Source organism: Mesorhizobium sp. M0960 (assembly GCF_040319055.1).
Taxonomy (GTDB): domain Bacteria; phylum Pseudomonadota; class Alphaproteobacteria; order Rhizobiales; family Rhizobiaceae; genus Mesorhizobium.
This window is the reverse complement of the sequence record NZ_JAMYNN010000013.1, coordinates 47,070-68,821: the sequence shown is the minus strand read 5'-3', so window position 1 is coordinate 68,821 and position 21,752 is coordinate 47,070. Positions and strand designations below refer to the sequence as shown.

Genomic DNA, 21,752 nt, shown 5'->3' with positions numbered 1-21,752 from the left:
TGGCCGTGCGCGCTTTAGTGCCTCGCCATGGGCAAGGAAATCGAGCGTAAATTCCTGGTCTCAGGTGAGGAATGGCGGGGAATGGTCAAGGCGGACATTCATATCCGTCAATTCTATCTTGTCGCCGAGCCTACCCGCACGGTGCGTGTGCGCATCAGCAATGATGCCGCTGCCAAGCTGACGCTCAAGTTCGGCAGCCAGGCCCGCGAGCGCGATGAATTCGAATATCCGGTGCCTTTGGCGGAGGCGCAAGAGATGCAGGCCTTTGCCATCGGACGTGTCATCGAGAAGACACGCCACCATGTTAGACACCGCGGCTATCTCTACGAAGTCGATGTCTTCGGCGGGACGCTTGCGGGGTTGGTGATCGCCGAGCTCGAGACGCAGGAGGATGTACCGGACGAAATGCTGCCAGATTGGCTCGGCCGCGAAGTCACCGGCGAGCCGAGATTTTACAACGCGTCGCTCGCCCTTGGGGGGATTCCGGAGATCGTCGCATGAGCTTTCGTATCGATCCGCGCATGTCGCTGACCGGCGAGGTCAGGCGCATCCTCGCCGAGGAGATCGGCAGGGCGCTCGTTCATCTGGACGCGGCGCATGACAGGCCCGAACAGGCGCTGCACAAGTGCCGCAAGCGGTTGAAAAACGTCCGCGCTTTACTGCGCCTAGTTCGTTCCGGGGACGAAACATTCTGCGTGACCGAGAATCAGTGCTACCGCCAGGTGGCGGCCCTGCTTGCCGGTCCGCGTGAGGCGACTGCGCTGGTCGAAACAATCGACCGGCTGGCGGCAAGCTTTCCCGAGCAAAGTGCCGGCGGCGGTCTCGGTGCCGTCCGCGACAGGCTCGTCGCGCGCCAGCATGAGCTGCATGTCGGAGCGGGCCTCGACGCTGCGATAGGCGCGGCGGTTGCCGCTTGCGAGGAAGGTGTCGTCCGCATCGACAAGCTCGCTTTGCCCGACCAGCCGGAGCAGGCTGCCGACGTGCTCGCCGAAGGCGCGCGCATCACTTTGCGCCGCGCCAGGAAAGCGCTGGACAAGGCCGCTTCGCGCGGCGCGGCCGATGATTTTCACGATCTGCGCAAGGCGGCCAAGACGCATGGCATGCATCTGTCGCTGCTCGGCAGGCTGTGGCCGACGCCGATCAAGACGCGGCGCAAGGCCGTCGACGAACTGGGCGAGCGGCTCGGCGAACTGCACGATGTGCTCGTCATGCGCGCGCTTCTCGATGCCGAGGACCAGCCGCTTGGCCCCGCTGAGGAGACGCGGTTGCTTGGCAAGCTGCTGAAGCGCTCGGAAAAGGGCCTGAAAAAAACCTGCCTCGCCGAGGCGGCCGAGCTTTTCGGCGACAGTCCGAAGCGCTCGACGAGGAAGCTCGCCCGTAAGGTGCGCGAGGATCTCATAGCGGTACCGCACGAAGACGCCGGCGCGCCTGGCGTGGGCTGATCATGGTCTAATTTGTCGCCCTGTGGTAATCGCCGTCTGGCATGACCGAGCCCGGCGACACGCTTCTGGACCGACTTGGCCGCTGGCTTGCCGGCCGGCTGCAGGAGGAATCGTCCGGCTACGAGCCTTACACGCCGTCGGACGCCGAAACGCTACGCCGCACGCTCGAGCCCGGCGACATCCTGCTCATCGAAGGCAACCAGAAGATCTCGGCGGCGATCAAATACCTCACCCAGTCGACCTGGTCGCATGCCGCCTTTTATGTCGGCGATGCATTGCCGGAGCCCGAGGACGGGTCGGAACGGCGGCGCCTGATCGAGGTCACGCTCGGCGATGGCTGCATCGCCGTGCCGCTGTCGCGCTACCGCAGCTACAACACCCGCATCTGCCGGGCGAGCGGCCTGGCTCCCGACGATCGCGAAGCGGTCGTCGCCTTCATGATCGGCAGGCTGGGTCTCAGATACGATCTCAAGAACATATTCGACATGCTGCGCTACTTCTTGCCGACGCCGCCGGTGCCGGTGCGCTGGCGCCGCCGCATGCTGGCTTTCGGTTCCGGCGACCCGACGCGCGCCATCTGCTCGTCGCTGATCGCCGAGGCTTACGGCCAGATCCGCTACCCGATCCTACCCGAGATTACCCGCGCGCCCGGCCGTGCCTCGGCCCAGTCGAGCTATTCGCGCAAGGAAATCCTGCACATCCGCCATCACTCGCTCTACACGCCGCGCGACTTCGACCTGTCGCCCTATTTCCGCATCGTCAAGCCGACGCTGGAATACGGCTTCGACTACCGGCAGATGGTCTGGGATGACAAGGCGGTCGCGGCCGCTCCGGAGACGAAGACCGCCGGATAGCCGCTCGATCTTGTGGTTTGAGCATGGGGCCTCCGAGAACCGGTTTTGCGGCCGATACTCTGGGGTAAGAAGCTCAGTCAGACTGGCTGCCCCCGAAGCGGCTTCAGCATCAATACAGGCAGTTCGTGCGAACCAACAGCGTGAAAGGATCGAGCTCAAATTCCTTCAGAAGGTCGCTGCCGAACAAGGCAAGCCACCGCTCTTGCGCCTCAAAGGCCGCCTTCTCGCGTTCTTCCGCGCATGCAAACTTCAGCCCGGCCACGGTTTGGACGTGATGGACCAACTCATGCACAAGTACCGACAGCTCCGCCGGGGTGCCGCCTGTCCAGCCCTCCGGCAAGAAGATAGTCCGTGCTTCGTCATCGTAGATAGCAATAACAGTGGGCTGCTTGCCAACATTGTCCGGACTGGCAAAATTGGGGCTGCTGTTCCAGCGATCCGCCGCCACGTCGCGAAACCGCAAACCTGCCATCCTGCGCGCAGGTACGAAGCTTACCGCCGGGGGCTCTTCGATCGACGGAAGGCCGAGTTCAGACGAAAGCCATACCGCTATTGCCATTAGCGCGGCCGGCTGCGAGCGGTCAGACATCTTCATGGGAGCAAGAGCACCAGGTGCGCCGGGCAATTGGATGCCGGGCCGGGCGGGATCGGGTCCCATAAGCTCCGAGTCGCCCGCGGGCGCGGCAAGCGTCGCTGATGCTACTACACCGGGTGCGCTGAGCAATTCGATATAAGGCAGGACCAACGGCGGCAATCCTGAGCCTGGATCGGCATTGGGTCCTCTAAGCTCCGGCTCGTCCGCGGACGCGGCAAGTGTCGCCGCCAGGATCACGCTTAGGACGCAAGGCAAGCATGCCCTTAAGAGCGCGCTCATGGTCACGACCTCCTTGATCGGCAGCGCCATCAATTTGGGAGACACCGCCGTGATGAAGAAACAACGCCACGAAAGAGCGTTCAGGTTTGCATTGCGGTCAACGAATGCGACGGCTTCGCGACGTGCTCCCGTAACCTGCGAAGCGATGCATAAATTACTGGCCGGTGTCCCGTGCGCACCTCCTGACGCCGGCCCCGGACTGCAAAGCAGCCTGGATAATCACAGGCTCACCCTACGCAAGCCGATGTCCATGCACATCGGCACGGTCACCCAATTTATAGGCGCCGCTTGCCTAGTGTTCGCGGCTTACAAGGCGTCTGTGGAGGACAGCAGCCTAAACCCAAGAATCCGACCTCAGTCGTTCCGTGATTTGACCTAGGCCGGCAGACGTCGTCCGTTTGCGGCGGCCGCAACTCGATTGTCCGTCCGCGCGCCTGCGTCGCGCGGATGTGGCCCGATCGGCATGATCACCGGGAACGGCGTTGCGCCGAACGCAAACGTCCATTTGTAGCCGACCAGCCCGTCTTCGGGCGTCGTGTGCTGGTCGTGATGAGCAAGCAATTTGGCGCGCTCCGCCAATTCCTCCGCCTCGCGCCTGACCATTTCCGCCGTTTCCGGCCGCATCCGCCTGGAGAAGCTGACGAATGTCGCCTCGCGCTCAAGATGGGTGATGGCCCAGCCGATGAAATTCTTGTTGGTCATCTCGAACAGCGGCCGCAATGGCCCGTCGAAATTCCACTGGATCGGCGCCTCGACCAGCAGCCTTGCCGACAGGCCGCCACCAAGCGCGACTAGGCCGAGTTCCTCGAGGTCGCGCAGATAGAGGAACATCGAAGCCTCGCTCAACCCTTGTGAGCGCATGATGCCTTCTGGCGTGAATTTCTCGGAAAGCATGACGAATACGAACAGCAGTGCCGGCCGCCCGGCGAGCCTGCGCTCGATCTCCGGCGCGATCCGGTTGGCAGGTCCCGGTCCCCTGTTCATCGAGCCGAGCACGTTCTCCAACTCCACGCCGGCGGCATCGCAGATCTCGATCAGCCGGTCGAGCTTGCAGTTGCGCTCATGGAAGATGCGCTTCACCGTCGGCTCGGAAACGCCCATCCGCTCGGCAAGGACACGGTAGGTCACGCCCTTGGCCTTAAGCGTCCGCTTCAGCGCTTCGAAGATCGGGCCGTTCATGGGATGCACCTCTTTTACGCGATTTGGTATCAGCCTTCGGTACTAGTCCCGATACATCTTCCCGAAAAGTATCGAAAAGCCTAGCTCTCCCCCATTCCATTACAGGAGACTAGCCATGAAGAGCCTCTTCACCTCGATACTTCTCGCTCTGGTCGGCATCGCCGCCGCGCCGGCAGTTCAGGCGGCCGAACTCTGGCGCGCTACCGGGCTTGAGCAACCGGAATCGGCGCTGTTCGATGCCGCCGGCAAACGCATCATCATCTCCAATATCGTTGGCAATCCCGGCGACGCCGACGGCAATGGATACCTGTCGGTCCTGTCTGTGGACGGCAAGATGGTTACGCAACATTGGACCGACGGCATGGACGCGCCCAAGGGCATGGCGATTGCCGACGGCAAACTCTACGTCGCCGACCTCACCCATGTGCGCGTCGTCGATCTCGCAAGCGGCAAGCTAACATCGACGATCGACTTGCCGAACGCGGTCTTCCTCAACGACGTGACCGCCGACGCGTCCGGCAAGGTCTACGTCACAGATATGCTTGCCGATACGATCTATCGCATCGACGGCGACCGGCCCGAACTGTTCGTCAGGGATGCGGCGCTTGCTTCGCCGAATGGCATCTTCGCCGATGGCGGCCGGCTGATCGTCGCTTCGTGGGGCAAGGGCATCAAGCCCGATTTCAGCACCGCGGAGCCGGGCGGCCTGCTCTCGGTCGATCTCGCCACCAAGGCAATTGCGTCACTGCCCGGCGCAGAAAAGTTCGCTAACCTCGATGGCGTCGTCGCCATCGGCGGCAGCGTTTACGCCACCGCGTATATGACCGGCACGCTCTACAGCTACAAAGCCGGCGGCACGCCGCAAGCGGTTGCGACGTTCAAGCCGGGCAGCGCCGACATCGGCACCGACGGCAAGTCGACAATCTTCGTGCCGCTGATGAACGACGGCGAGATCGCGGCATTAGGCCTCGACTAAGCCAGCCATCGGCTCAGGCGGCGGGCGCGGCTTTCTTCAGCTGCGCCCGCGCATCCGTGATCGAGGCGGCATAAGTCACCAGCGGCCGCTTGACGCCGTGGTTGATCAGCATGCGGCGTGTCTGCGGTGAAGCGCCTGCGATAATGAAGCGAACGCCGGCGCGCTTGGCCTTGTGGGCCGCGCCCTCAATAACATTGGCCGCCGTCGAATCGAAGAACGGCACCGCCGAACAGTCGAGGATGAAGTTCCTGCGCTGGTCGGCGATGCGGTCCAGCACCGTGCCGACGGTCGAGGCGGCGCCGAAGAAAAAGGCGCCCGATATCCGGTAGACCACGGTATCGGCATCGCTCGCCTCGCTGGAATCATAAGCGCTGGCGCGGTCGGCAACGTCTTCCTGGACCAAGGATTGATGGTCCGCCTCCACCGCGATGCTCTTGGCCATGCGGTCGATGAACAGCATCGAGCCCAGCGCAAAACCGACGACGATGCCTTCGGTCAGGTCGCGGAAGATGACGATCAGGAACGTCGCCAGCAGTACCAGCGCATCGCCGCGCGAGGCGCGCAGCAAGGTGGCGAAGGCCTGTTTCTCGAACATGTTCCAGCACACCACCGCCAGCACGCCGGCAAGTGCCGCAAGCGGGATATAGCTGGCCAGCGGTGCCGCCACCAGCATCAGGGCAAGCAGGATGGCCGAGTGCATCATGCCTGAGACCGGTCCATGCGCGCCGGCCCGTACATTGGTCGCGGTGCGGGCAATGGTGCCGGTGGTGCAGATACCGCCGAACAAGGCGGAGGCGATATTGGCGAAGCCCTGCGCCACCAACTCGCAATTGGAGCGATGCCGCCTTCCGGTCATGCCGTCAGCGACGACGGCCGACAGCAGCGATTCGATCGCCCCGAGCAGCGCAAAGGCGATGGCGTCCGGCAGCACGTCGATTATCCTGTCGAGGCTGAGCGGCGGGAAGGCCGGCCATTGCAGGCTGCGCGGGATGCCGCCGAAGCGCGTGCCGATCGTTTCGGCCGGCATGGCGAGCAATGCCACGACGAGTGATGCCAGCCCGATGGCAATCAGCATGGCCGGCCACTTCGGCCGAAACCGCTTCAACAGCGCAATGGTGATGATGGTCAGTGCCGCCACCGCGGTTGCGGCGAGGTTGATCGTTCCGGCCGCCTCGCCGATGGCCATCAGCTTCGGCACCAGCGGCCCCGGTTCCTTGCCGGCGAGCTTCAGCCCGAAGAGTTCGACGATCTGGCCGGAGAAGATGATGACGGCGATGCCGGCGGTGAAGCCGACGGTCACCGGATAGGGGATGAACTTGATGTAGGTGCCAAGCCTGAGATAGCCGATGGCAAGCAGGAACAGGCCGGCCATCATCGTCGCCAGCAGCAAGCCGTCGACGCCAACTCGCGCCACCGTCGCAGCCACCAGCACAATGAAGGCGCCGGCCGGGCCGCCGATCTGGAAACGGCTGCCGCCAAGCGCCGAGACCAGGAAGCCGCCAATGATCGAGGTGTAGAGCCCGCGCTCCGGCGTCACGCCTGAAGCAATGGCAATTGCCATCGACAGCGGCAGCGCCACGATGGCGACAGTCAGCCCGGCGATGGCATCCGCCTTGAAGTGCGCGAGCGTATAGCCCTCGCGCAGCACCGTCACCAGCTTCGGCGTGAACAGTTCGGAAAATGTCGGCCGTGCCGATTGATGCACTGCCCGCCGGGTCTGATCCATCGAGTGCCTTCCCCATGAAACCAAGGAGGCGGCGGGATCGTCGGCAGGACTGTCGGCGGTCGCCGTCGCGACTTGGAGCGGCGTGCGTCCAAATCGACGCACAGGTACACTCCAACACTTTTGAACCGCGCATTGGACTATCCGAAAATCGATTTCGATTTTCGGCGATGCGGCAGTACCGTCAGCCTTGCGGGTTCTGCGGCGTGACAGGCTTGAGGCGAACGCCCCTGCCGCCACGCTCGCTCGCCTGGTTGTCGCCGATCAGCTCGACCCCGGCCTCTTCAAGGGCCTGGATGACCTTCATCAGCGTATCGACCACGCCCCGGACCACGCCGTCGCTCGCTTCCATGCGCTGAATGGTTGGAAGCGAAACCCCGGCGCGCTCGGCGAGCGTCTTCTGATCGATGCCGGCCAGCGCCCTCGCGGCACGCATCTGCGCGGCAGTGATCATCGGCCAAAACCCCCGTCTGAGTCTGCGATATCACGTATAATACCTTCATTATGATGGTTCAAGCATCATCTTGCATATGTGAAACATGCAGCACTCTTTGCCAGCCGATGCGCTAGCATGCTACAATTTCGGCATCGTTTGGCGGGACATCCATTGCGATCCCGATTTCACAGGCAACGACTCAAAAAGGATGAGCAGGTGAAGATATTCAATGCGTTGGCGACCTCGACAGCCTTGCTGTCGATGGTTTTCCTGCTGGCAGGCTGCGGCCATGGCCTGATCAACAGGCTGATTTGACCGCAAATCGACTGACATGAGTCAGGTGCCGCCGGCCCGCCCGAGCCATCGCTGCAGGAACCGGGCCGCAAGCCAGCACAGCATCGCCCAGGCAAAGCCGGCGCACCAGCCGGCCAATACGTCGGACGGCCAGTGGACGCCGAGATAGATGCGGCTGATGCCGACCACCACCGTCGTCAGCACCGCCAGCCCGAGCACATAGATCTTCGTTGTCCGCCCGGGCAAAAACCGCGCCGCCATGCTGCCCAGCGTCAAATATGTCACCGCCGACAGCATGGCGTGGCCGCTCGGAAACGAAAGCGATGCCACGTCGGCGAGATGCGAGACCAGATCGGGGCGCGGCCGGTCTATATCGAACTTGAGCACGCTTGACAGGATCTGGCCGCCCGCTACCGCGATGAACATGAGAAGCGCCGCGCCTGGCCTGCGGATGAGGAGCAGATAGACGATCATTGCTGCCGTGATCAGCACCAACACGCTGGCGCTGCCGAGGCTGGTGATGTCGCGCATCGCTCCTTCCAGCCACGCCGGTCCGATCGGATTGTCGGGTTGGCCGGCCTTGCGGAAGGCAAGCAGGATTTCGGTATCGAAGGCATGCGGCGTGGTGGCCCGCGCCATCTCCATTAGCTCCTCGAACCCCCACAGCCCGCCGGCAATGATCAGCCCGGCCAGCAGAACCGGGAACTCCAGCCAGTTGCGCAGTCTGCTTGCGGTCTTCTTCATCGGCCCGATCGCAGTTACAGCCTTTGCAGATAGGGCCCGAGCGTGATCAGCGCCACAGCTGCGATAGCAAGCACGATGCCGGTTGCCTGTAAGGCATTGACGCGCTCGCCGAAGAAGACCAGCGCCACCACATTCACCGACACCAGCTGGATCACCGCTGACAGGCTGAACGACACCGACATGCCGAATTCTCGGATCAGCCTCAGCATGATCAGATTGCCGAGCGAATAGAGCGCTAACGTCAGCACGATCTTGCCGAGGCTCGGCGCCAGTCCCCATTGCTTCGCCGCCGTCGCCGCCAGCAGGAAGATCACTGTCGAAATGCAGAGCTGCCCAAGTCCCCAGAAACTCACTTTTTGCTCCTCCCGATGCGGTCCTTACGCGCCTGCCGCAGCTCTTGTTTCCGAAGCGCCGGTCGCGGTCAAGCGGGCCGATGTTGGATACGAAATCGCAGGTGGCAATTAGCCGGCATGTCATCAAACTGTGACCTGCCGGCGATACCGGATTGGCCAGGCAACACGCTCCAGCAATCCATCCAGCCAGAGGCAGGCCCCTATGACCGAACATCGCACCCCTGACGCCCATTTCCGCACCAGCCTGCTCGAGGAAAACGATGGGCCAGGAGCCAATCCCAGCGACAACCGCACCATGGGTGAGATCATCGCCGCGCGGTTCTCGCGCCGCGGCTTCCTCAAGGGCTCGCTTGCCGTCTCGGCCATAGCCGCTACCGTCAGCCCGCTGGCGCTGATCACCGCCGACAACGCCCGCGCCGCCGAAGGCTCCGCCTTCGCTTTCGACGAGCTCGAGGCCGGCATCGACGACAAGCATCACGTCGCACCCGGCTATGACGCCGACGTGCTGCTGCGCTGGGGCGATCCGCTGTTCGCCGATTCGCCGGAATTCGATCCGACAAAACAGTCGGCGGAAGCCCAGGCCAGACAATTCGGCTACAACAATGACTATGTCGGTTATATCCCGATCGACGGCTCGGCCGAGCACGGCCTGCTGGTCGTCAACCACGAATACACCAATCCGCACCTGATGTTTCCGGGCCTCGTCACCATCGTCGATGGCAAAGCCAAGCAGGCGCCTCTCAGCAAGGAACAAGTCGACGTCGAGATGACGGCGCATGGCGGCACCATTGTCGAGATCCGCAAGGAAGCCGGCAAATGGCAGGTCGTTCGCGACGGCAAGCTCAACCGCCGCATCACCTCCAACACTGAGATCGCGCTGTCCGGCCCCGTCGCCGGCCATGACCGAGTCAAGACCAGCGCCGACCCGAGCGGCACGAAAGTTGTCGGCACCGTCAACAACTGCGCCGGCGGCGTCACGCCGTGGGGCACCTATGTCATGGCCGAGGAGAACATCCACGGCTATTTCTCGGGCGAGCTGCCGCAAGGCCACAAGGAAGCCGCCAATTACAAGCGGCTCGGCATTCCCGAAGGTGCTTATGAATGGGCAGCGCATTACGACCGTTTCGACATCGGCAAGGAGCCGAACGAGCCGAACCGCTTTGGCTGGATCGTCGAGGTCGACGTCCAGGATCCGACTTCGGTGCCGAAGAAGCGCACCGCAATGGGCCGCTTCAAGCATGAGGGCGCCGAATCGATCGTCGCCAAGGATGGCCGTGTCGTCTTCTACCTCGGCGACGACGAGCGCTTCGACTATGTCTATAAGTTCGTCACCACAGGCAAGTTCAATCCGGACGACCGCGCCGCCAATATGGATTTGCTCGACGACGGCACCTTGCATGTCGCCAAGTTTGCCGACGACGGTTCGGTCGAATGGCTGCCGATCGTCTTCGGCCAAGGGCCGCTGACGGCGGAGAACGGCTTTGCCAGCCAGGCCGACGTGCTGATCGAGACGCGCCGCGCCGCCGACCTGCTCGGCGCCACCAAGATGGACCGCCCTGAAGACATCCAGCCCAATGCCGCCAACGGCAAGGTCTATGTCATGCTGACCAACAATTCGAAGCGCAAGGCCGATCAGGTCGACGCCGCCAACCCGCGTGCCGAAAATGCCTTTGGCCACATCATCGAGATCGTCGAGGACGGTGGCGATTTTGCCGCCACCAAGGGCAAGTGGGAGGTGCTCTTGAAATGCGGTGATCCCTCGGTTGCGGCAGTCGGCGCCACCTTCTCGACCGCAACCACGGCCAATGGCTGGTTCGGCATGCCGGACAATTGCGCGGTTGATTCGACCGGCCGCCTCTGGGTCGCCACCGACGGTCAGGGTCCGAAGGCCACTGGCCGCACCGACGGTCTGTGGGCGGTCGATACGGAAGGGCCGGCGCGGGCGACCTCAAAACTGTTCTTCCGCGTGCCGATCGGCGCCGAAATGTGTGGTCCCCTGTTTGCGCCGGACGACCAGACCGCTTTCGTTGCCGTCCAGCATCCAGGCGACGGTGGCGAGGACTGGGAGGCTTTCGGCCGTCCGTCCTACTATGAGGATTTGTCGACCCGCTGGCCCGACTTCAAGCCGGACATGCCGGTGCGGCCGGCGGTCGTTGCCATCACCAGGCAAGGTGGTGGCAAGATCGCGGTCTGACACGCAGCAAGGTCTTGCAGTCTCAAGGAAGGATTTCGGCGATACGAAATCCTTCCTTTCCCGATGCGGGATGCATCCATGCTACGCATTATGCGCCGACGAATCATTCGGTGCGCTGAACCACGGCCACATTCATTGTGCTTCGCAACCTGAAGCCAATGGACTCGTAAAGTCTAATGGCCGTGGCGTTGCTGGCATAAGCGTGGAGATAGGGGACTTCGCCGCGCGCCACTATCCGGTTTGCCACGAATATGGACAACAGCTTGCCCAGGCCACCGCCGCGAAATTTCGGATGTGAGCACACTCCGCTGAGTTCGGTATAGCCAGGTTGCTTCATGCGCTCGCCGGCCATTGCTGCAAGTCTGCCCTCGATTTTCACACCCCAAAAATCGCCCAGGCTCAAGGCTTCGAGCGTGAATGGGCCAGGCTTGGTGACCAACGCCAGAGCCAGCATCTCAGCGGCGTCGTCTCGCGTCAGACGTTGCACGCGCCCGTCGGACACGATCTGCAATGGCTGCTCGGCAATCATCTGAACCCCGGCCGCGGTCGAAGTCGCGGAAAGCCCCGTGGGCAGAGCAATGGCGTCCGCTTGAAGCAGGATCACACTCTCGCCCGGGGAGACAAGCTTTTCGAGCGCCCGCAGGCTTTCCGCGTCGTCCGCGCCAGTGGCGGCGAAAGGAACAATCGACGGCCGATATCGCCTGGCGAGGTTGCCACCTTGCGCGAAGGCCTGATGTCGCGTCTGAAGCGCGCTCCAGATCGGGCGGTCAAGCAGGTGTTTCATTGCACGGCATCTCTCGGTTTTGGTGCACGACGGTCGAGAGGAGCCGCGGCGAGGCCGTCCTCGATGGCGGCCAACTGATCGAGAAGCGGCCCCGAAAGATCCGCGCACAGATCCGCGACGGCGTTCTCGATGCGCGGCCAGACCTCGCGCTTTGCGACATCGACCAGCCGCCGGCCGTCCCTGGTGAGGGAGACGATCCTGCGCCGCTGGTCATCGATCGACGGACTGACCTCGAGCAATCCCAACTCGGCGAGAAGCGAGACGCTTCGCGTTACGCCTGGCTGCGCGATGCCAAGGGATTGCGCCAGTTCCCCGACAGGCAGGGGGCCTAGCCTGTCGAGCGCGGCCAGCAGTGGGTACTGGCTCGCCTGAACCGGAACATCCAGCCGGTCGAGCAGGCGCTGCGCCTCCGCTTGCAGTTGCTCGCCTATACGCTTCATCCTGCTGCCCAGGCACAGGAAGCCAAGCGATCGTATGACGTCTTCCACAGGCCAATCCGTCTCACTAGAAACAATAACACGATATATAACAAAACATGAAGGTCAAGGGGCTATCGTCGCAAGGCTGCACTCAGCGCTGTTTCCGTTGATTGATCAGGCTGCTTTGCCTGGCAAGGGCCAGTCGATCAGTTGCGCAGCCGGTAGCCGGTCCTGAAGATCCAGGCGACGATCGCTATGCAGACAAGCAGGAAGACCACCGTCATGCCGAGGCTGACGCCGACCGAAACGTCGGATTTGCCGTAGAAGCTCCAGCGGAAGCCGCTAACCAGGTAGACCACCGGGTTGAACAGCGTCACCGTGCGCCAGATGCCGGGCAGCATGTTGATCGAATAGAAGCTGCCGCCGAGAAAGGTCAGCGGTGTGATGATCAGCAGCGGCACCAGCTGCAGCTGCTCGAAGCTTCTTGCCCAGATGCCGATGATGAAGCCGAACAGGCTGAAGGTCACGGCCGTCAGCACCAGGAAAGCGAGCATCCAGAACGGATGCTCGATCGTCAGCGGCACGAACAGCGAGGCCGTCGCCAGGATGATCAGGCCAAGCACGATCGACTTTGTCGCCGCACCCCCGACATAGGCGATGACGATCTCCAGATAGGACACCGGCGCCGACAGCAATTCGTAGATCGAGCCGACGAATTTCGGGAAGTAGATGGCGAAAGAGGCGTTGGAGATCGACTGCGTCAGCAGCGACAGCATGATCAGCCCCGGCACGATGAAGGCGCCGTAGCTGATGCCGTCGATCTCGGTGATGCGCGAGCCGATGGCCGAGCCGAAGACGACGAAATAGAGCGACGTCGAAATGACCGGCGAAACGATGCTCTGCAGCACAGTGCGAAGGGCGCGCGCCATCTCCACCCGATAGATCGCCCATACCGCATGAAGGTTCATGGCCACGCGCGGGTTCATGCCTGTTTCCTCACCAGATTGACGAAGATCTCCTCGAGCGAGCTGTTTTCCGTATCGATGTCGCGGAACTGGATGCCGGCCGCCTCGAGCTCGCGGATCAGCGAGGCGACGCCCGGCCGTTCGCTCTGGTTGTCATAGGTATAGGTCAGCTGCCCGCCATCGGGCGAAAGCTCCAGCGCGTAGTGCGAAAAAGCATCGGGAACGGTGGCCAACGGGCTTCGCAGTTCCAGCACAAGCCGTTTGCGGCCAAGCTTGCGCATCAGCTCGGCCTTGTCCTCGACCAGCACGATCTCGCCGCGGTTGATGACGCCGACGCGATCGGCCATCGCCTCGGCTTCTTCGATGTAGTGCGTGGTCAGGATGATGGTGACGCCGTCTTCGCGCAGCCGGCGCACCATCGCCCACATGTCCTGGCGCAGCTCGACATCGACGCCGGCGGTCGGTTCGTCGAGGAACAGGATTCGCGGCTCGTGCGACAACGCCTTGGCGATCATCAGCCGGCGTTTCATGCCGCCGGACAGCGTGATCGCCTTGGCGTCCTTCTTGTCCCAGAGCGACAGGTCGCGCAGCACTTTTTCGACGAACGCCTTGTCCGCCGGCTTGCCGAACAGGCCGCGGCTGTAATTGACCGTCGCCCACACGCTCTCGAAGGCATCGATGGTCAGTTCCTGCGGCACCAGCCCGATCAGGCCGCGCGCAGCGCGGTAGTCGCGGTTGATGTCATGGCCGTCGACCGTGACGGTGCCCGACGAGCGGTTGACGATGCCGCAGACGATCGAGATCAGCGTCGTCTTGCCGGCGCCGTTCGGCCCCAGCAGCGCAAATATCTCGCCGCGCACGATATCGAGATTGATCTCCTTCAACGCCTTGAAGCCGGTGGCGTAGGTCTTCGTGACCCCGGAAATCGAGATGATCGGCTGCATGGCTGAAAACGGCTGCTTGAAACAGAGTTGTTGATTTAATCCGCTGAATGTCGGTGCGCAAATCCGGATGTCAATGGCGCTCCTGACAGTTCTGGACATCGAGGTTCGCCGGAATAGGCAACACCCGCCTGGTCGTCCAGCAAAATTCCACGCAAAAGCAGATTAACCGGCACTGCGGCGTTCCGCCTCGCGGCGGGACGCCGCTTTGACCGCCCGGCGCATGAAGCCTATCCTTGTACAAACAAGCAGCAGCTGGAGCCGCCATGGACCCGCTCATCCTGTCGCGCATACAGTTCGGCGCGAACATCTCGTTCCACATCCTGTTCCCGGCGATCACCATCGCGCTCGGCTGGGTGCTGCTGTTCTTCAAGCTCCGCTACAACGCGACAGGCGACTCCGCCTGGATGCGCGCTTATTTCACCTGGGTTAAGGTATTCGCGCTGTCCTTCGCCATGGGCGTGGTTTCCGGCGTCACCATGAGTTTTCAGTTCGGCACCAACTGGCCGGGCTATATGGAGACGGTCGGCAACATCGCCGGCCCGCTGCTGGCTTACGAGATCCTGACGGCCTTTTTCCTCGAGGCGGCGTTCCTCGGCATCATGCTGTTCGGCTTCCGCCGCGTCTCAAACCGCGTCCACACGCTGGCGACGGTGCTGGTAGCCGGCGGCACCACTCTGTCCGCCTTCTGGATCATCGCCCTCAATTCGTGGATGCAGACGCCGGCCGGCTTCGAAATTCGCGATGGTGTTGCGCACGCCACCGACTGGTGGGCCGTTGTCTTCAATCCGTCCATGCCCTACCGGCTCGTTCATATGCTGCTTGCTTCGGGGCTGACCGTCTCGTTCCTGATCGCTGGCCTGTCGGCGCTGCGCTATCTCTACGGCGATCGCTCGGAATCGATGTGGAAGGCGCTGCGCACCGGTGTCTTCGCCGCCGCGATCCTGATCCCGATCCAGATCTTTGCCGGCGACCAGCACGGCCTCAACACGCTTGAACATCAGCCGCAGAAGATCGCCGCCATGGAGGCCAACTGGAACACCGGTCCCAACGTGCCGCTGGTGCTGTTTGCGCTTCCCGACGAAGCGGCCAAGGAGAACAGGTTCGAGCTCACCATTCCCGACGGCGCCAGCCTCATCCTCAGGCACAGCGCCGGCGGCATCGTACCGGGGCTGAACGATTATGCCGGCAACCATCCTCCGGTGTTTCCGGTGTTCTGGGGCTTTCGCATCATGGTCGGCACCGGCCTGTTGATGCTCGTCGTCTCCTGGTCGGCGGCCTTCTTCCTCAAGCGTCGCCACAGCCTGCCTAAGCCGCTGGCGCTGGTCATGGTGCCGATGGCACTGTCCGGCTGGCTGGCGACGCTGGCCGGCTGGTACACCACCGAGATCGGCCGCCAGCCCTGGCTGGTCACCGGCGTGCTGCGTACCGCCGATGCTGTCGGCCCGGTCGCCGGCAGCCATGTCGCGCTGTCGCTCGCGGTCTATCTCATCCTCTACGTGCTGCTGCTGATCGCCTATCTCGGCGTGTTGGTGCATCTGGCATTGAAGGCGGCGAAGGATGGTGACACCTCGCCGCTGCCGGGCGTCATGAACAGGCCGCTGTCGCAGCCGGTTGCGCAACCGGGAGAAACATCATGAGCTTCGACTGGCCGACCCTGTTGCCTCTGATCTTCGCCGGCCTGATGGGCCTAGCCATCCTGATCTACGTCATCCTCGACGGCTTCGATCTCGGCATCGGCATCCTGTTCGCCGCAGCCGAAGACACCGAACAGGATACGATGATCGCCGCCATCGGCCCGTTCTGGGACGCCAACGAGACCTGGCTGGTGCTGGCGGTCGGCCTGCTGCTGGTCGCCTTCCCATTGGCGCACGGCACCATCCTGACCGCGCTCTACATTCCGGTTTTCGTGCTGCTGGTCGGCTTGATCCTGCGCGGCGTCGCCTTCGATTTCCGCGCCAAAGTGCCGGCCGGCAGGAAGCACCGCTGGAACCGCATCTTCTTCCTCGGTTCGGTCATCGCGTCGCTGGCGCAGGGCTATATGCTCGGCGTCTATGTGCTCGGCCTCGACGTCGGCCCTGGCGGCATGGCTTTCGGGGCGCTGGTGGCGCTCTGCCTTGCCGCCGCCTACGCGGCGATGGGCGCGGCCTGGGTCATCTACAAGACGGAAGGCGACTTGCAGAAGAAAGCGGTGCTGTGGCTGCGCACGGCACTGGTGCTGACCGCGCTCGGCATGGTTGCAGTATCACTGGCCACGCCCTTTGCCAGCGCGCGCATCTTCGACAAATGGTTCGTCTGGCCGGCCATGCTCTATTTGTCGCCGTTGCCGATCCTGTCGGCAGTGCTGTTCCTGTGGCTGTGGCGCCAGACCTTTCATCTGCCGAAGCCCGACGATCGCCACGCGCTGCTCCCGTTCCTGACATTGGCCGCGATCTTCACGCTTGGCTTTGCCGGGCTCGCCTGGTCGTTCTACCCCTTCGTCGTGCCCGACCGGCTGACCATCTGGCAGGCTGCTTCGGCACCCGAAAGCCTGGCCGTCATCCTGGTCGGGACAGTCGTCGTGCTGCCGATCATCATCTTCTATTCGTTCTTTGCCTACCGCGTGTTCGGCGGCAAGGCGACGGATCTGACCTATGACTGACCGGCTTCGCCGGCGCCGGCCGAAACAGAATATTCATCTTCAAGCGGAATAACCTTCTCTGGCCGGCCCAGCAGAATCGCCGGCAGAAGAAGGGCAACAGAATGACCCCCTTTTTTGCGGCGAGACAGGATCGGCTGTTGCTGATGCTGATCCGGACGGTCGCGCTGGTCGGCGCACTCGCGCTTGCAGGCCTGCTGCCGGCCATGCCGCAGGCGCATGCGCAGGACGCGGCCAGCTGGACCGGCGTGTGGGACACGAAATGGCGCGGCGGCGGCGCCCAGATCAAGTTCGAGCAGACCGGCGCCGACGTAAAGGGCGTCTACCCGCTTTACAGCGGCCGTATCGAGGCGAAGGCCGAAGGCGACAAGCTTGTCGGCCACTGGTTCGAAGGCGACCGCCAGGGCGCCTTCACCTTCGTCCAGTCGCCTGACGGCGAAAGCTTCATGGGCCGTTTCGATGTCGCCACCGCCGAATGGTGGACAGGCGTGCGCGTCAGCGCCGTCGAGGACGTCCGTGTCGACCAGTCGAGCCCGATGAGCACCATGCGCTCGTTCCTGCAGACGATGAACGAGAGCGGCGCCGACAACGTGCCGCGCGCGACCGGCGGCGGCATGGGTCTTGCCGGTCTGGCAGCGGGCCTCGTCGACGTCACCGAGGCCGACCGCGGCGGCCTCAACATGCCCGATTACACCAAGCTCCTGTTCACCGTCATCGACAACGCGACGTTCCGCCTGTGGAGCCTGCCGCATGATACGATTGCCGGCGACGAGGTGACGGCGACGCTCCCGCAATATGGCACCAGGGTTTCCTTCGATCTCACCTTTCGCCGCAAGAATGGCGAGTGGTCTATCGTCGGGCCGCCACTTGGCCAGCTTCAGGCCAAGCTCGCCGAATTCCAGGAAGCGCGTGGCGAAGCCGTCGACATGGTCGACGATCCGAGCAGGCTCGCCTCGCCACGCGATACGTTCAAGGTACTGTTGAGCGGCCTCACCGAGGCCGGCGATCCGGCACAGGCGGCGCTCGACCTGCGCAACTACAGTCAGGCGGTGCGCGGCGACGAGGCGTTCCTGCTCGAGCGCTATCTCAAAAAGGTCATCGACCGCATCGGCTATGTCTACTGGCAGGAGATCCCCGACGACCCGAAGAGCAACACCCCCTTCATCTATTTCGAGCATCCCGCCGGCAACATCGTCATCGGCCCGGTCGAGACCGAGAAGGGCAAGATCTGGCAGTTCACGCCCGAGACGCTCGCCCACATCCGCGCGCTCTACGCCGACGTGGAAGACGTGCCGGTGGCGCCGGAGTTCGCTGCCTTCGCCAGCACCGACCCGTTCTTCATCGCCCGTGGCCTCGCCCGCGAGATCAGCCCCGGCCTGCTCACCCGCGCCGGACCGATGGAGCACTGGCAGTGGTGGATGCTCGGCCTTGCCGCAGTGGCCGGCATCGTTTTCGGCTTCATCGCCAATGCGCTGATTTCCTTGATTGTGCGAAGGACGGACAGCTCGGCCTTCTTCCGCATCGTCGAATGGGCGGTGCGTTCGATCGTGCTTGGGTTCTTCCTGCTGTTGACGCTGCGCCCGCTCGGTCTGCCGCAAGTGGTCGCCGCCCCGGTCAAGGCAATCGCCTGGAGCCTGATCGTGATCGGTGCCGTGCCGGTGGTCTGGCACCTGATCGGCAAGGTCGCCGAACACTATCGTGGACTGTGGCAAGTGCCCGGCTACCACGACACGCTGATTTCGCTGTCCACCGGCGTCGCGCGCGTCGCCGTGCTGGTCGTCGCCTTCCTGCTGTTGGCCGAAGTGCTCGCCATTCCCTACGAAGGCGTCATTGCTGGTCTCGGCATCGGCGGTCTGGCGGTGGCGCTGGCGGCGCAGCCGACGCTGCAGAACTTCCTCTCCGGCCTGACGCTCTATGCCGATCGGCCGGTCAGCGTCGGCGACTTCTGCAAGTTCGGCGACCAGTCCGGCACGATCGAGCATATCGGCATGCGCTCGACACGCATCCGGTCGCTCGACCGCACGATAATCTCGGTGCCGAATTCGGATTTCGCCGGCATGCAGATCGAGAACTACGCGCATCGCGACCGCACCCGGTTCGCGACGACGCTGCAGCTGCGCTACGAGACGACGCCCGATCAGCTGCGTTACGTCCTGGCCGAGTTGCGCAAGCTGCTGATCGCCCATCCGCGCGTCATCGACGAGCCATGCCGCGTGCGCTTTGCCGGCTTCGGCGCCTATTCGCTCGACATCGACGTGTTCACCTACGTCAAAACCGCCGACGTGGCCGAATTCCAAGCCATCCGCGAGGACATCCTGTTGTCCATGATCAACATCATGGATGATGCCGGCGCGCAGTTCGCCTTCCCTTCGTCACTGGAATACAGAGCCACCGATCTTGCGGTCGACGACGAAAAACGCATCGCCGCGGAGAAAAGGGTCAGCGATTGGCGCGAGGCGGAAAACCTGCCTTTCCCCGAGTTCAGCCAGATCGACAAATTTGCCCTCAACAACACGCTTGCCTACCCGCCTCGGGGCTCGGCGCATTATCGTGAGACAGAGCCCGACCCGGACTCGGCCGAGGCAAAGGCGACACTGGAGAAAGTGCGTTGGAGCCTGCCCTGGAAAAAGGGGAGGTAGTTTCGAGACGTTGGCGGGACAGCACCCCCCTCTGGCCTGCCGGCCATCTCCCCCGCAAGGGGGGAGATTAGCAGTTTCAGCGCTCCGCTCGTCCTGAACGTTGGAGATTTGGCGAAGGTCGAGGTGATAGCCGATCTCCCCCTTGCGGGGGAGATGTCCGGCAGGACAGAGGGGGGTGCGAAGGATCGCCGACGCTTATTCTCCGTCGCGCCCGCCGGCGCAAAAAATCAGCTCTTGTTGGCGGCCAGCACCAGCACCGGCTTTTCGCTGTAGAGATTGGGGAACAGCCGCTCCAGATTCTCGACCTTGGGCAGATCATTGTAGACGATATAGGGATAGGTCGGGTTGAGCGTCAGGAAGTCCTGGTGATAGTCCTCGGCCGGATAGAAGGTCTTGCCGGTCTCCAGCGTCGTCACGATCGGCTTTGCAAACACCTTGGCCCTGTCGAGCTGGGCGATGTAGCTTTCGGCGATCTTTTTCTGCGTGTCGTTTTCGGCAAAAATCGTCGAGCGGTACTGGGTGCCGCTGTCCGGCCCCTGGTAGTTCAGTTGCGTCGGATTGTGCGCGACCGAGAAATACACTTGCAGCAGCTGGCCATAGGTGACTTTGGACGGCTGATAGGTGATCTCGACGGATTCGGCGTGGCCCGTCCGGCTGGTACCGACCATTTCATAGACGGCCGTGTCCTTGTCGCCGCCGGCATAGCCGGAGACCGCGCTGGTTACGCCGTTGACGTGCTGGAACACGCCTTGGACGCCCCAGAAGCAGCCGCCGGCGAAGACCGCCTTTTCGGTCCCGGCGGTGGCCTTCTCGTCCATTGCCGGCGGCGGGATCACCACCGCGTCTTCGGCCGAGACTGCCGGCGTCTGCCAGAACACGGCAGCGGCGGCCGTGAGAATGAGCGCGGCAAGTGCTGTTTTTGCGAAAATCGACGATCGTTTCAGGGCTCCGGTCATGTCTGATCTCCCATGATGCTGGTGTGGATTATACGACGGATAGATCCGCCGGGCTCTCACATTGCTGTGCGCATCGCCTATTTGGCCGGAGCCATGGCATCGCAGGCCTTGGTCGCCTCTGCCTTCTTCATGGCGTCCGTCTCGGCGGCGGCCTTGTCCATGCAGTCGGCCCTCATCGGATCGCCCGCCTTCATCGCAGTTGTGGCCATTGCATCAGGCGCCATGGCGCCGGCCGGCTTCATGGCATCGGTTGCCGGCTTCATGGCGTTTGTCGCCATGGCGTTCGCCGGCTTCATCGCATCTTCGGCCCGCGCCGCGCCTCCGGCGAACAGCGCCGTCGAGCAAAGTGCGAGGGCGAGTGCCGCCAGGGTCAGGTGATTGGTCATGGTGGTCTCCTTGGGTTATGGCAGGGTTGATCGCATGCGGCGGCGCCGCTGCGGCATTGCGCAAATTTCGGAACGGGTTCTAATTCGCAGCGGCACCGAGGATCGGCCCGCCGCCCGGCACCTGGACCAGCACCGCGGTGCTGAGGCCGCCCGTCGTCGCCGGCAGCGGCAGCGCGGTGGCGTCGCCGGTCCAACTGCCCAGCCTGGTCAGCGAATGCACGACATTGGCGTGCGGCAGCGTGCGGCCGGTGTTTTCGCCGCGCGCCACCGGCACCTCGATGACGCCCTTGCCGTAACGCACCAGCCAGACATCGGCCTTGCCGCCGGGCACCGGACCGGCGCCGATGCTGACCTTTCCACCGGCGAGCGACAGCGAAGGTCCATCGGCGTGGCCGCCGCTCGAAATCAGCTGCTCGATCTCGCCCGGCCTGGCGCCGACCGCATCGGCCTTGCCGTTGACCACCACTTGCGGCGTGAACGGGCCGGAACGGCCGAGCGACGGTTCATAGCGGACCTGGCGCTGCGTGAATTCTTCTTTGCCGAATGTGTCCTTCCAACCGAGATAATCCCAGTAGGTGACGTTGAAGGACAGCGCCAGCACGCCGGGCCGGTCCTTGACCTTGATCAGATTGGCGTTGGCCGGCGGGCAGGACGAGCAGCCCTGGCTGGTGAACAGCTCGACGACGGTCAGCGTCTGGCCGGCAGCCGCGCTGGTTGCCGAAAACCCGATTGCCGAAAACAGTGCCAGGGAAAGCCCGACAAGGGCCGTGCTGCGTTTCGATCCGGTCATCGCTGTCCTCATGTGCGGTTCCATGTCCAAACTTCGCCGCCGACGCACGGTTCGTTACAGCATCACCGCTTCGTGATTGAGAAGAAGTCCAAGTTTTTTCGTCTTAGGGATTGGCGAGAGCCGAGGCGACATCCGATCTCCCCCCTTGTGGGGGAGATGTCCGGC

The 21,752-nt window shown here is 63.2% G+C and carries 21 protein-coding genes; 8 read left to right on the top strand and 13 right to left on the bottom strand.

The window, feature by feature from the left end:
- Positions 1 to 27: 27 nt before the first annotated feature.
- Genes NKH63_RS21735 through NKH63_RS21725 form a run of 3 tightly spaced genes read left to right on the top strand, consistent with a single transcriptional unit; the run spans position 28 to position 2,296 of the window.
- Positions 28 to 501, top strand: a complete 474-nt coding sequence (locus NKH63_RS21735; protein WP_023718867.1) for a CYTH domain-containing protein — start codon at positions 28 to 30, stop codon at positions 499 to 501.
- A complete protein-coding gene (locus NKH63_RS21730) occupies positions 498 to 1,442 on the top strand; it encodes a CHAD domain-containing protein (RefSeq protein WP_023718868.1) in 945 nt (314 codons plus the stop codon). The genes NKH63_RS21735 and NKH63_RS21730 overlap by 4 nt, the downstream gene beginning before the upstream one ends.
- A 41-nt stretch (positions 1,443 to 1,483) precedes the next feature.
- On the top strand, positions 1,484 to 2,296 hold the full coding sequence (locus NKH63_RS21725) for a C40 family peptidase (protein ID WP_023718869.1): 813 nt from the start codon (positions 1,484 to 1,486) through the stop codon (positions 2,294 to 2,296).
- Between the two features lie 109 nt (positions 2,297 to 2,405).
- Here NKH63_RS21725 and NKH63_RS21720 read toward each other — a convergent pair whose 3' ends face one another.
- Both NKH63_RS21720 and NKH63_RS21715 read right to left on the bottom strand, forming a co-directional pair.
- The gene (locus NKH63_RS21720) at positions 2,406 to 3,200 is read right to left on the bottom strand and encodes a DUF6647 family protein (RefSeq protein ID WP_156948065.1); all 795 of its coding nucleotides are present in this window, start codon (positions 3,198 to 3,200) and stop codon (positions 2,406 to 2,408) included.
- A gap of 345 nt (positions 3,201 to 3,545) precedes the next feature.
- Positions 3,546 to 4,349, bottom strand: coding sequence for a helix-turn-helix domain-containing protein (locus tag NKH63_RS21715; protein WP_023718872.1), 804 nt, complete (start codon positions 4,347 to 4,349; stop codon positions 3,546 to 3,548).
- 115 nt (positions 4,350 to 4,464) lie between these two features.
- On the opposite strand from NKH63_RS21715, the gene NKH63_RS21710 reads away from it, so the two are divergent.
- Complete coding sequence (locus NKH63_RS21710; RefSeq protein WP_023718873.1) at positions 4,465 to 5,325, top strand: SMP-30/gluconolactonase/LRE family protein; 861 nt, start codon at positions 4,465 to 4,467, stop codon at positions 5,323 to 5,325.
- A gap of 13 nt (positions 5,326 to 5,338) precedes the next feature.
- Here the strand turns inward: NKH63_RS21710 and NKH63_RS21705 are convergent, their stop codons facing one another.
- From NKH63_RS21705 to NKH63_RS21690, 4 genes are all read right to left on the bottom strand, one after another.
- Complete coding sequence (locus NKH63_RS21705) at positions 5,339 to 7,051, bottom strand: SulP family inorganic anion transporter (RefSeq protein ID WP_352848288.1); 1,713 nt, start codon at positions 7,049 to 7,051, stop codon at positions 5,339 to 5,341.
- Positions 7,052 to 7,232: 181 nt separating this feature from the next.
- Entirely contained in the window at positions 7,233 to 7,502 is a 270-nt protein-coding gene (locus tag NKH63_RS21700) for a helix-turn-helix domain-containing protein (RefSeq protein ID WP_023718875.1), read from the bottom strand.
- A gap of 318 nt (positions 7,503 to 7,820) precedes the next feature.
- A complete protein-coding gene (locus NKH63_RS21695; protein WP_352848291.1) occupies positions 7,821 to 8,522 on the bottom strand; it encodes a phosphatase PAP2 family protein in 702 nt (233 codons plus the stop codon).
- Positions 8,523 to 8,536: 14 nt separating this feature from the next.
- On the bottom strand, positions 8,537 to 8,875 hold the full coding sequence (locus NKH63_RS21690) for a hypothetical protein (RefSeq protein ID WP_352918696.1): 339 nt from the start codon (positions 8,873 to 8,875) through the stop codon (positions 8,537 to 8,539).
- 202 nt (positions 8,876 to 9,077) lie between these two features.
- Here NKH63_RS21690 and NKH63_RS21685 point away from each other — a divergent pair, with 202 nt between their 5' ends.
- Entirely contained in the window at positions 9,078 to 11,069 is a 1,992-nt protein-coding gene (locus tag NKH63_RS21685; RefSeq protein ID WP_352918694.1) for a PhoX family protein, read from the top strand.
- Positions 11,070 to 11,172: 103 nt separating this feature from the next.
- On the opposite strand, the gene NKH63_RS21680 is transcribed toward NKH63_RS21685, so the two are convergent.
- From NKH63_RS21680 to NKH63_RS21665, 4 genes are all read right to left on the bottom strand, one after another.
- Positions 11,173 to 11,853, bottom strand: a complete 681-nt coding sequence (locus NKH63_RS21680; RefSeq protein WP_352918692.1) for a GNAT family N-acetyltransferase — start codon at positions 11,851 to 11,853, stop codon at positions 11,173 to 11,175.
- Positions 11,850 to 12,293: a MarR family winged helix-turn-helix transcriptional regulator gene (locus NKH63_RS21675; RefSeq protein ID WP_352918690.1), complete on the bottom strand. Its 444-nt coding sequence runs from the start codon at positions 12,291 to 12,293 to the stop codon at positions 11,850 to 11,852. The genes NKH63_RS21680 and NKH63_RS21675 overlap by 4 nt, the downstream gene beginning before the upstream one ends.
- 185 nt (positions 12,294 to 12,478) lie before the next feature.
- On the bottom strand, positions 12,479 to 13,240 hold the full coding sequence (locus NKH63_RS21670; RefSeq protein WP_023718882.1) for an ABC transporter permease: 762 nt from the start codon (positions 13,238 to 13,240) through the stop codon (positions 12,479 to 12,481).
- 14 nt (positions 13,241 to 13,254) lie between these two features.
- Positions 13,255 to 14,181 (bottom strand): ABC transporter ATP-binding protein, encoded by a 927-nt coding sequence (locus NKH63_RS21665; protein WP_023718883.1) that lies wholly within the window; start codon positions 14,179 to 14,181, stop codon positions 13,255 to 13,257.
- A gap of 263 nt (positions 14,182 to 14,444) precedes the next feature.
- Here NKH63_RS21665 and NKH63_RS21660 point away from each other — a divergent pair, with 263 nt between their 5' ends.
- The 3 genes from NKH63_RS21660 (at position 14,445) to NKH63_RS21650 (ending at position 19,455) form a co-directional block, all read left to right on the top strand.
- Positions 14,445 to 15,818 (top strand): cytochrome ubiquinol oxidase subunit I, encoded by a 1,374-nt coding sequence (locus NKH63_RS21660; RefSeq protein WP_023718884.1) that lies wholly within the window; start codon positions 14,445 to 14,447, stop codon positions 15,816 to 15,818.
- Positions 15,815 to 16,819, top strand: coding sequence for a cytochrome d ubiquinol oxidase subunit II (locus NKH63_RS21655; RefSeq protein WP_352481386.1), 1,005 nt, complete (start codon positions 15,815 to 15,817; stop codon positions 16,817 to 16,819). The genes NKH63_RS21660 and NKH63_RS21655 overlap by 4 nt, the downstream gene beginning before the upstream one ends.
- 101 nt (positions 16,820 to 16,920) lie before the next feature.
- The gene (locus tag NKH63_RS21650) at positions 16,921 to 19,455 is read left to right on the top strand and encodes a mechanosensitive ion channel family protein (protein WP_352815865.1); all 2,535 of its coding nucleotides are present in this window, start codon (positions 16,921 to 16,923) and stop codon (positions 19,453 to 19,455) included.
- 227 nt (positions 19,456 to 19,682) lie between these two features.
- On the opposite strand, the gene msrA is transcribed toward NKH63_RS21650, so the two are convergent.
- The 3 genes from msrA to NKH63_RS21635 all read right to left on the bottom strand — a co-directional run bounded on the left by msrA (position 19,683) and on the right by NKH63_RS21635 (position 21,587).
- Entirely contained in the window at positions 19,683 to 20,411 is a 729-nt protein-coding gene (gene msrA / locus NKH63_RS21645) for a peptide-methionine (S)-S-oxide reductase MsrA (RefSeq protein ID WP_352640360.1), read from the bottom strand.
- A 77-nt stretch (positions 20,412 to 20,488) separates the two neighbouring features.
- Positions 20,489 to 20,797, bottom strand: coding sequence for a hypothetical protein (locus NKH63_RS21640; protein ID WP_352640359.1), 309 nt, complete (start codon positions 20,795 to 20,797; stop codon positions 20,489 to 20,491).
- A gap of 79 nt (positions 20,798 to 20,876) precedes the next feature.
- Complete coding sequence (locus tag NKH63_RS21635; RefSeq protein ID WP_352640358.1) at positions 20,877 to 21,587, bottom strand: DUF1223 domain-containing protein; 711 nt, start codon at positions 21,585 to 21,587, stop codon at positions 20,877 to 20,879.
- Positions 21,588 to 21,752 lie beyond the last annotated feature (165 nt).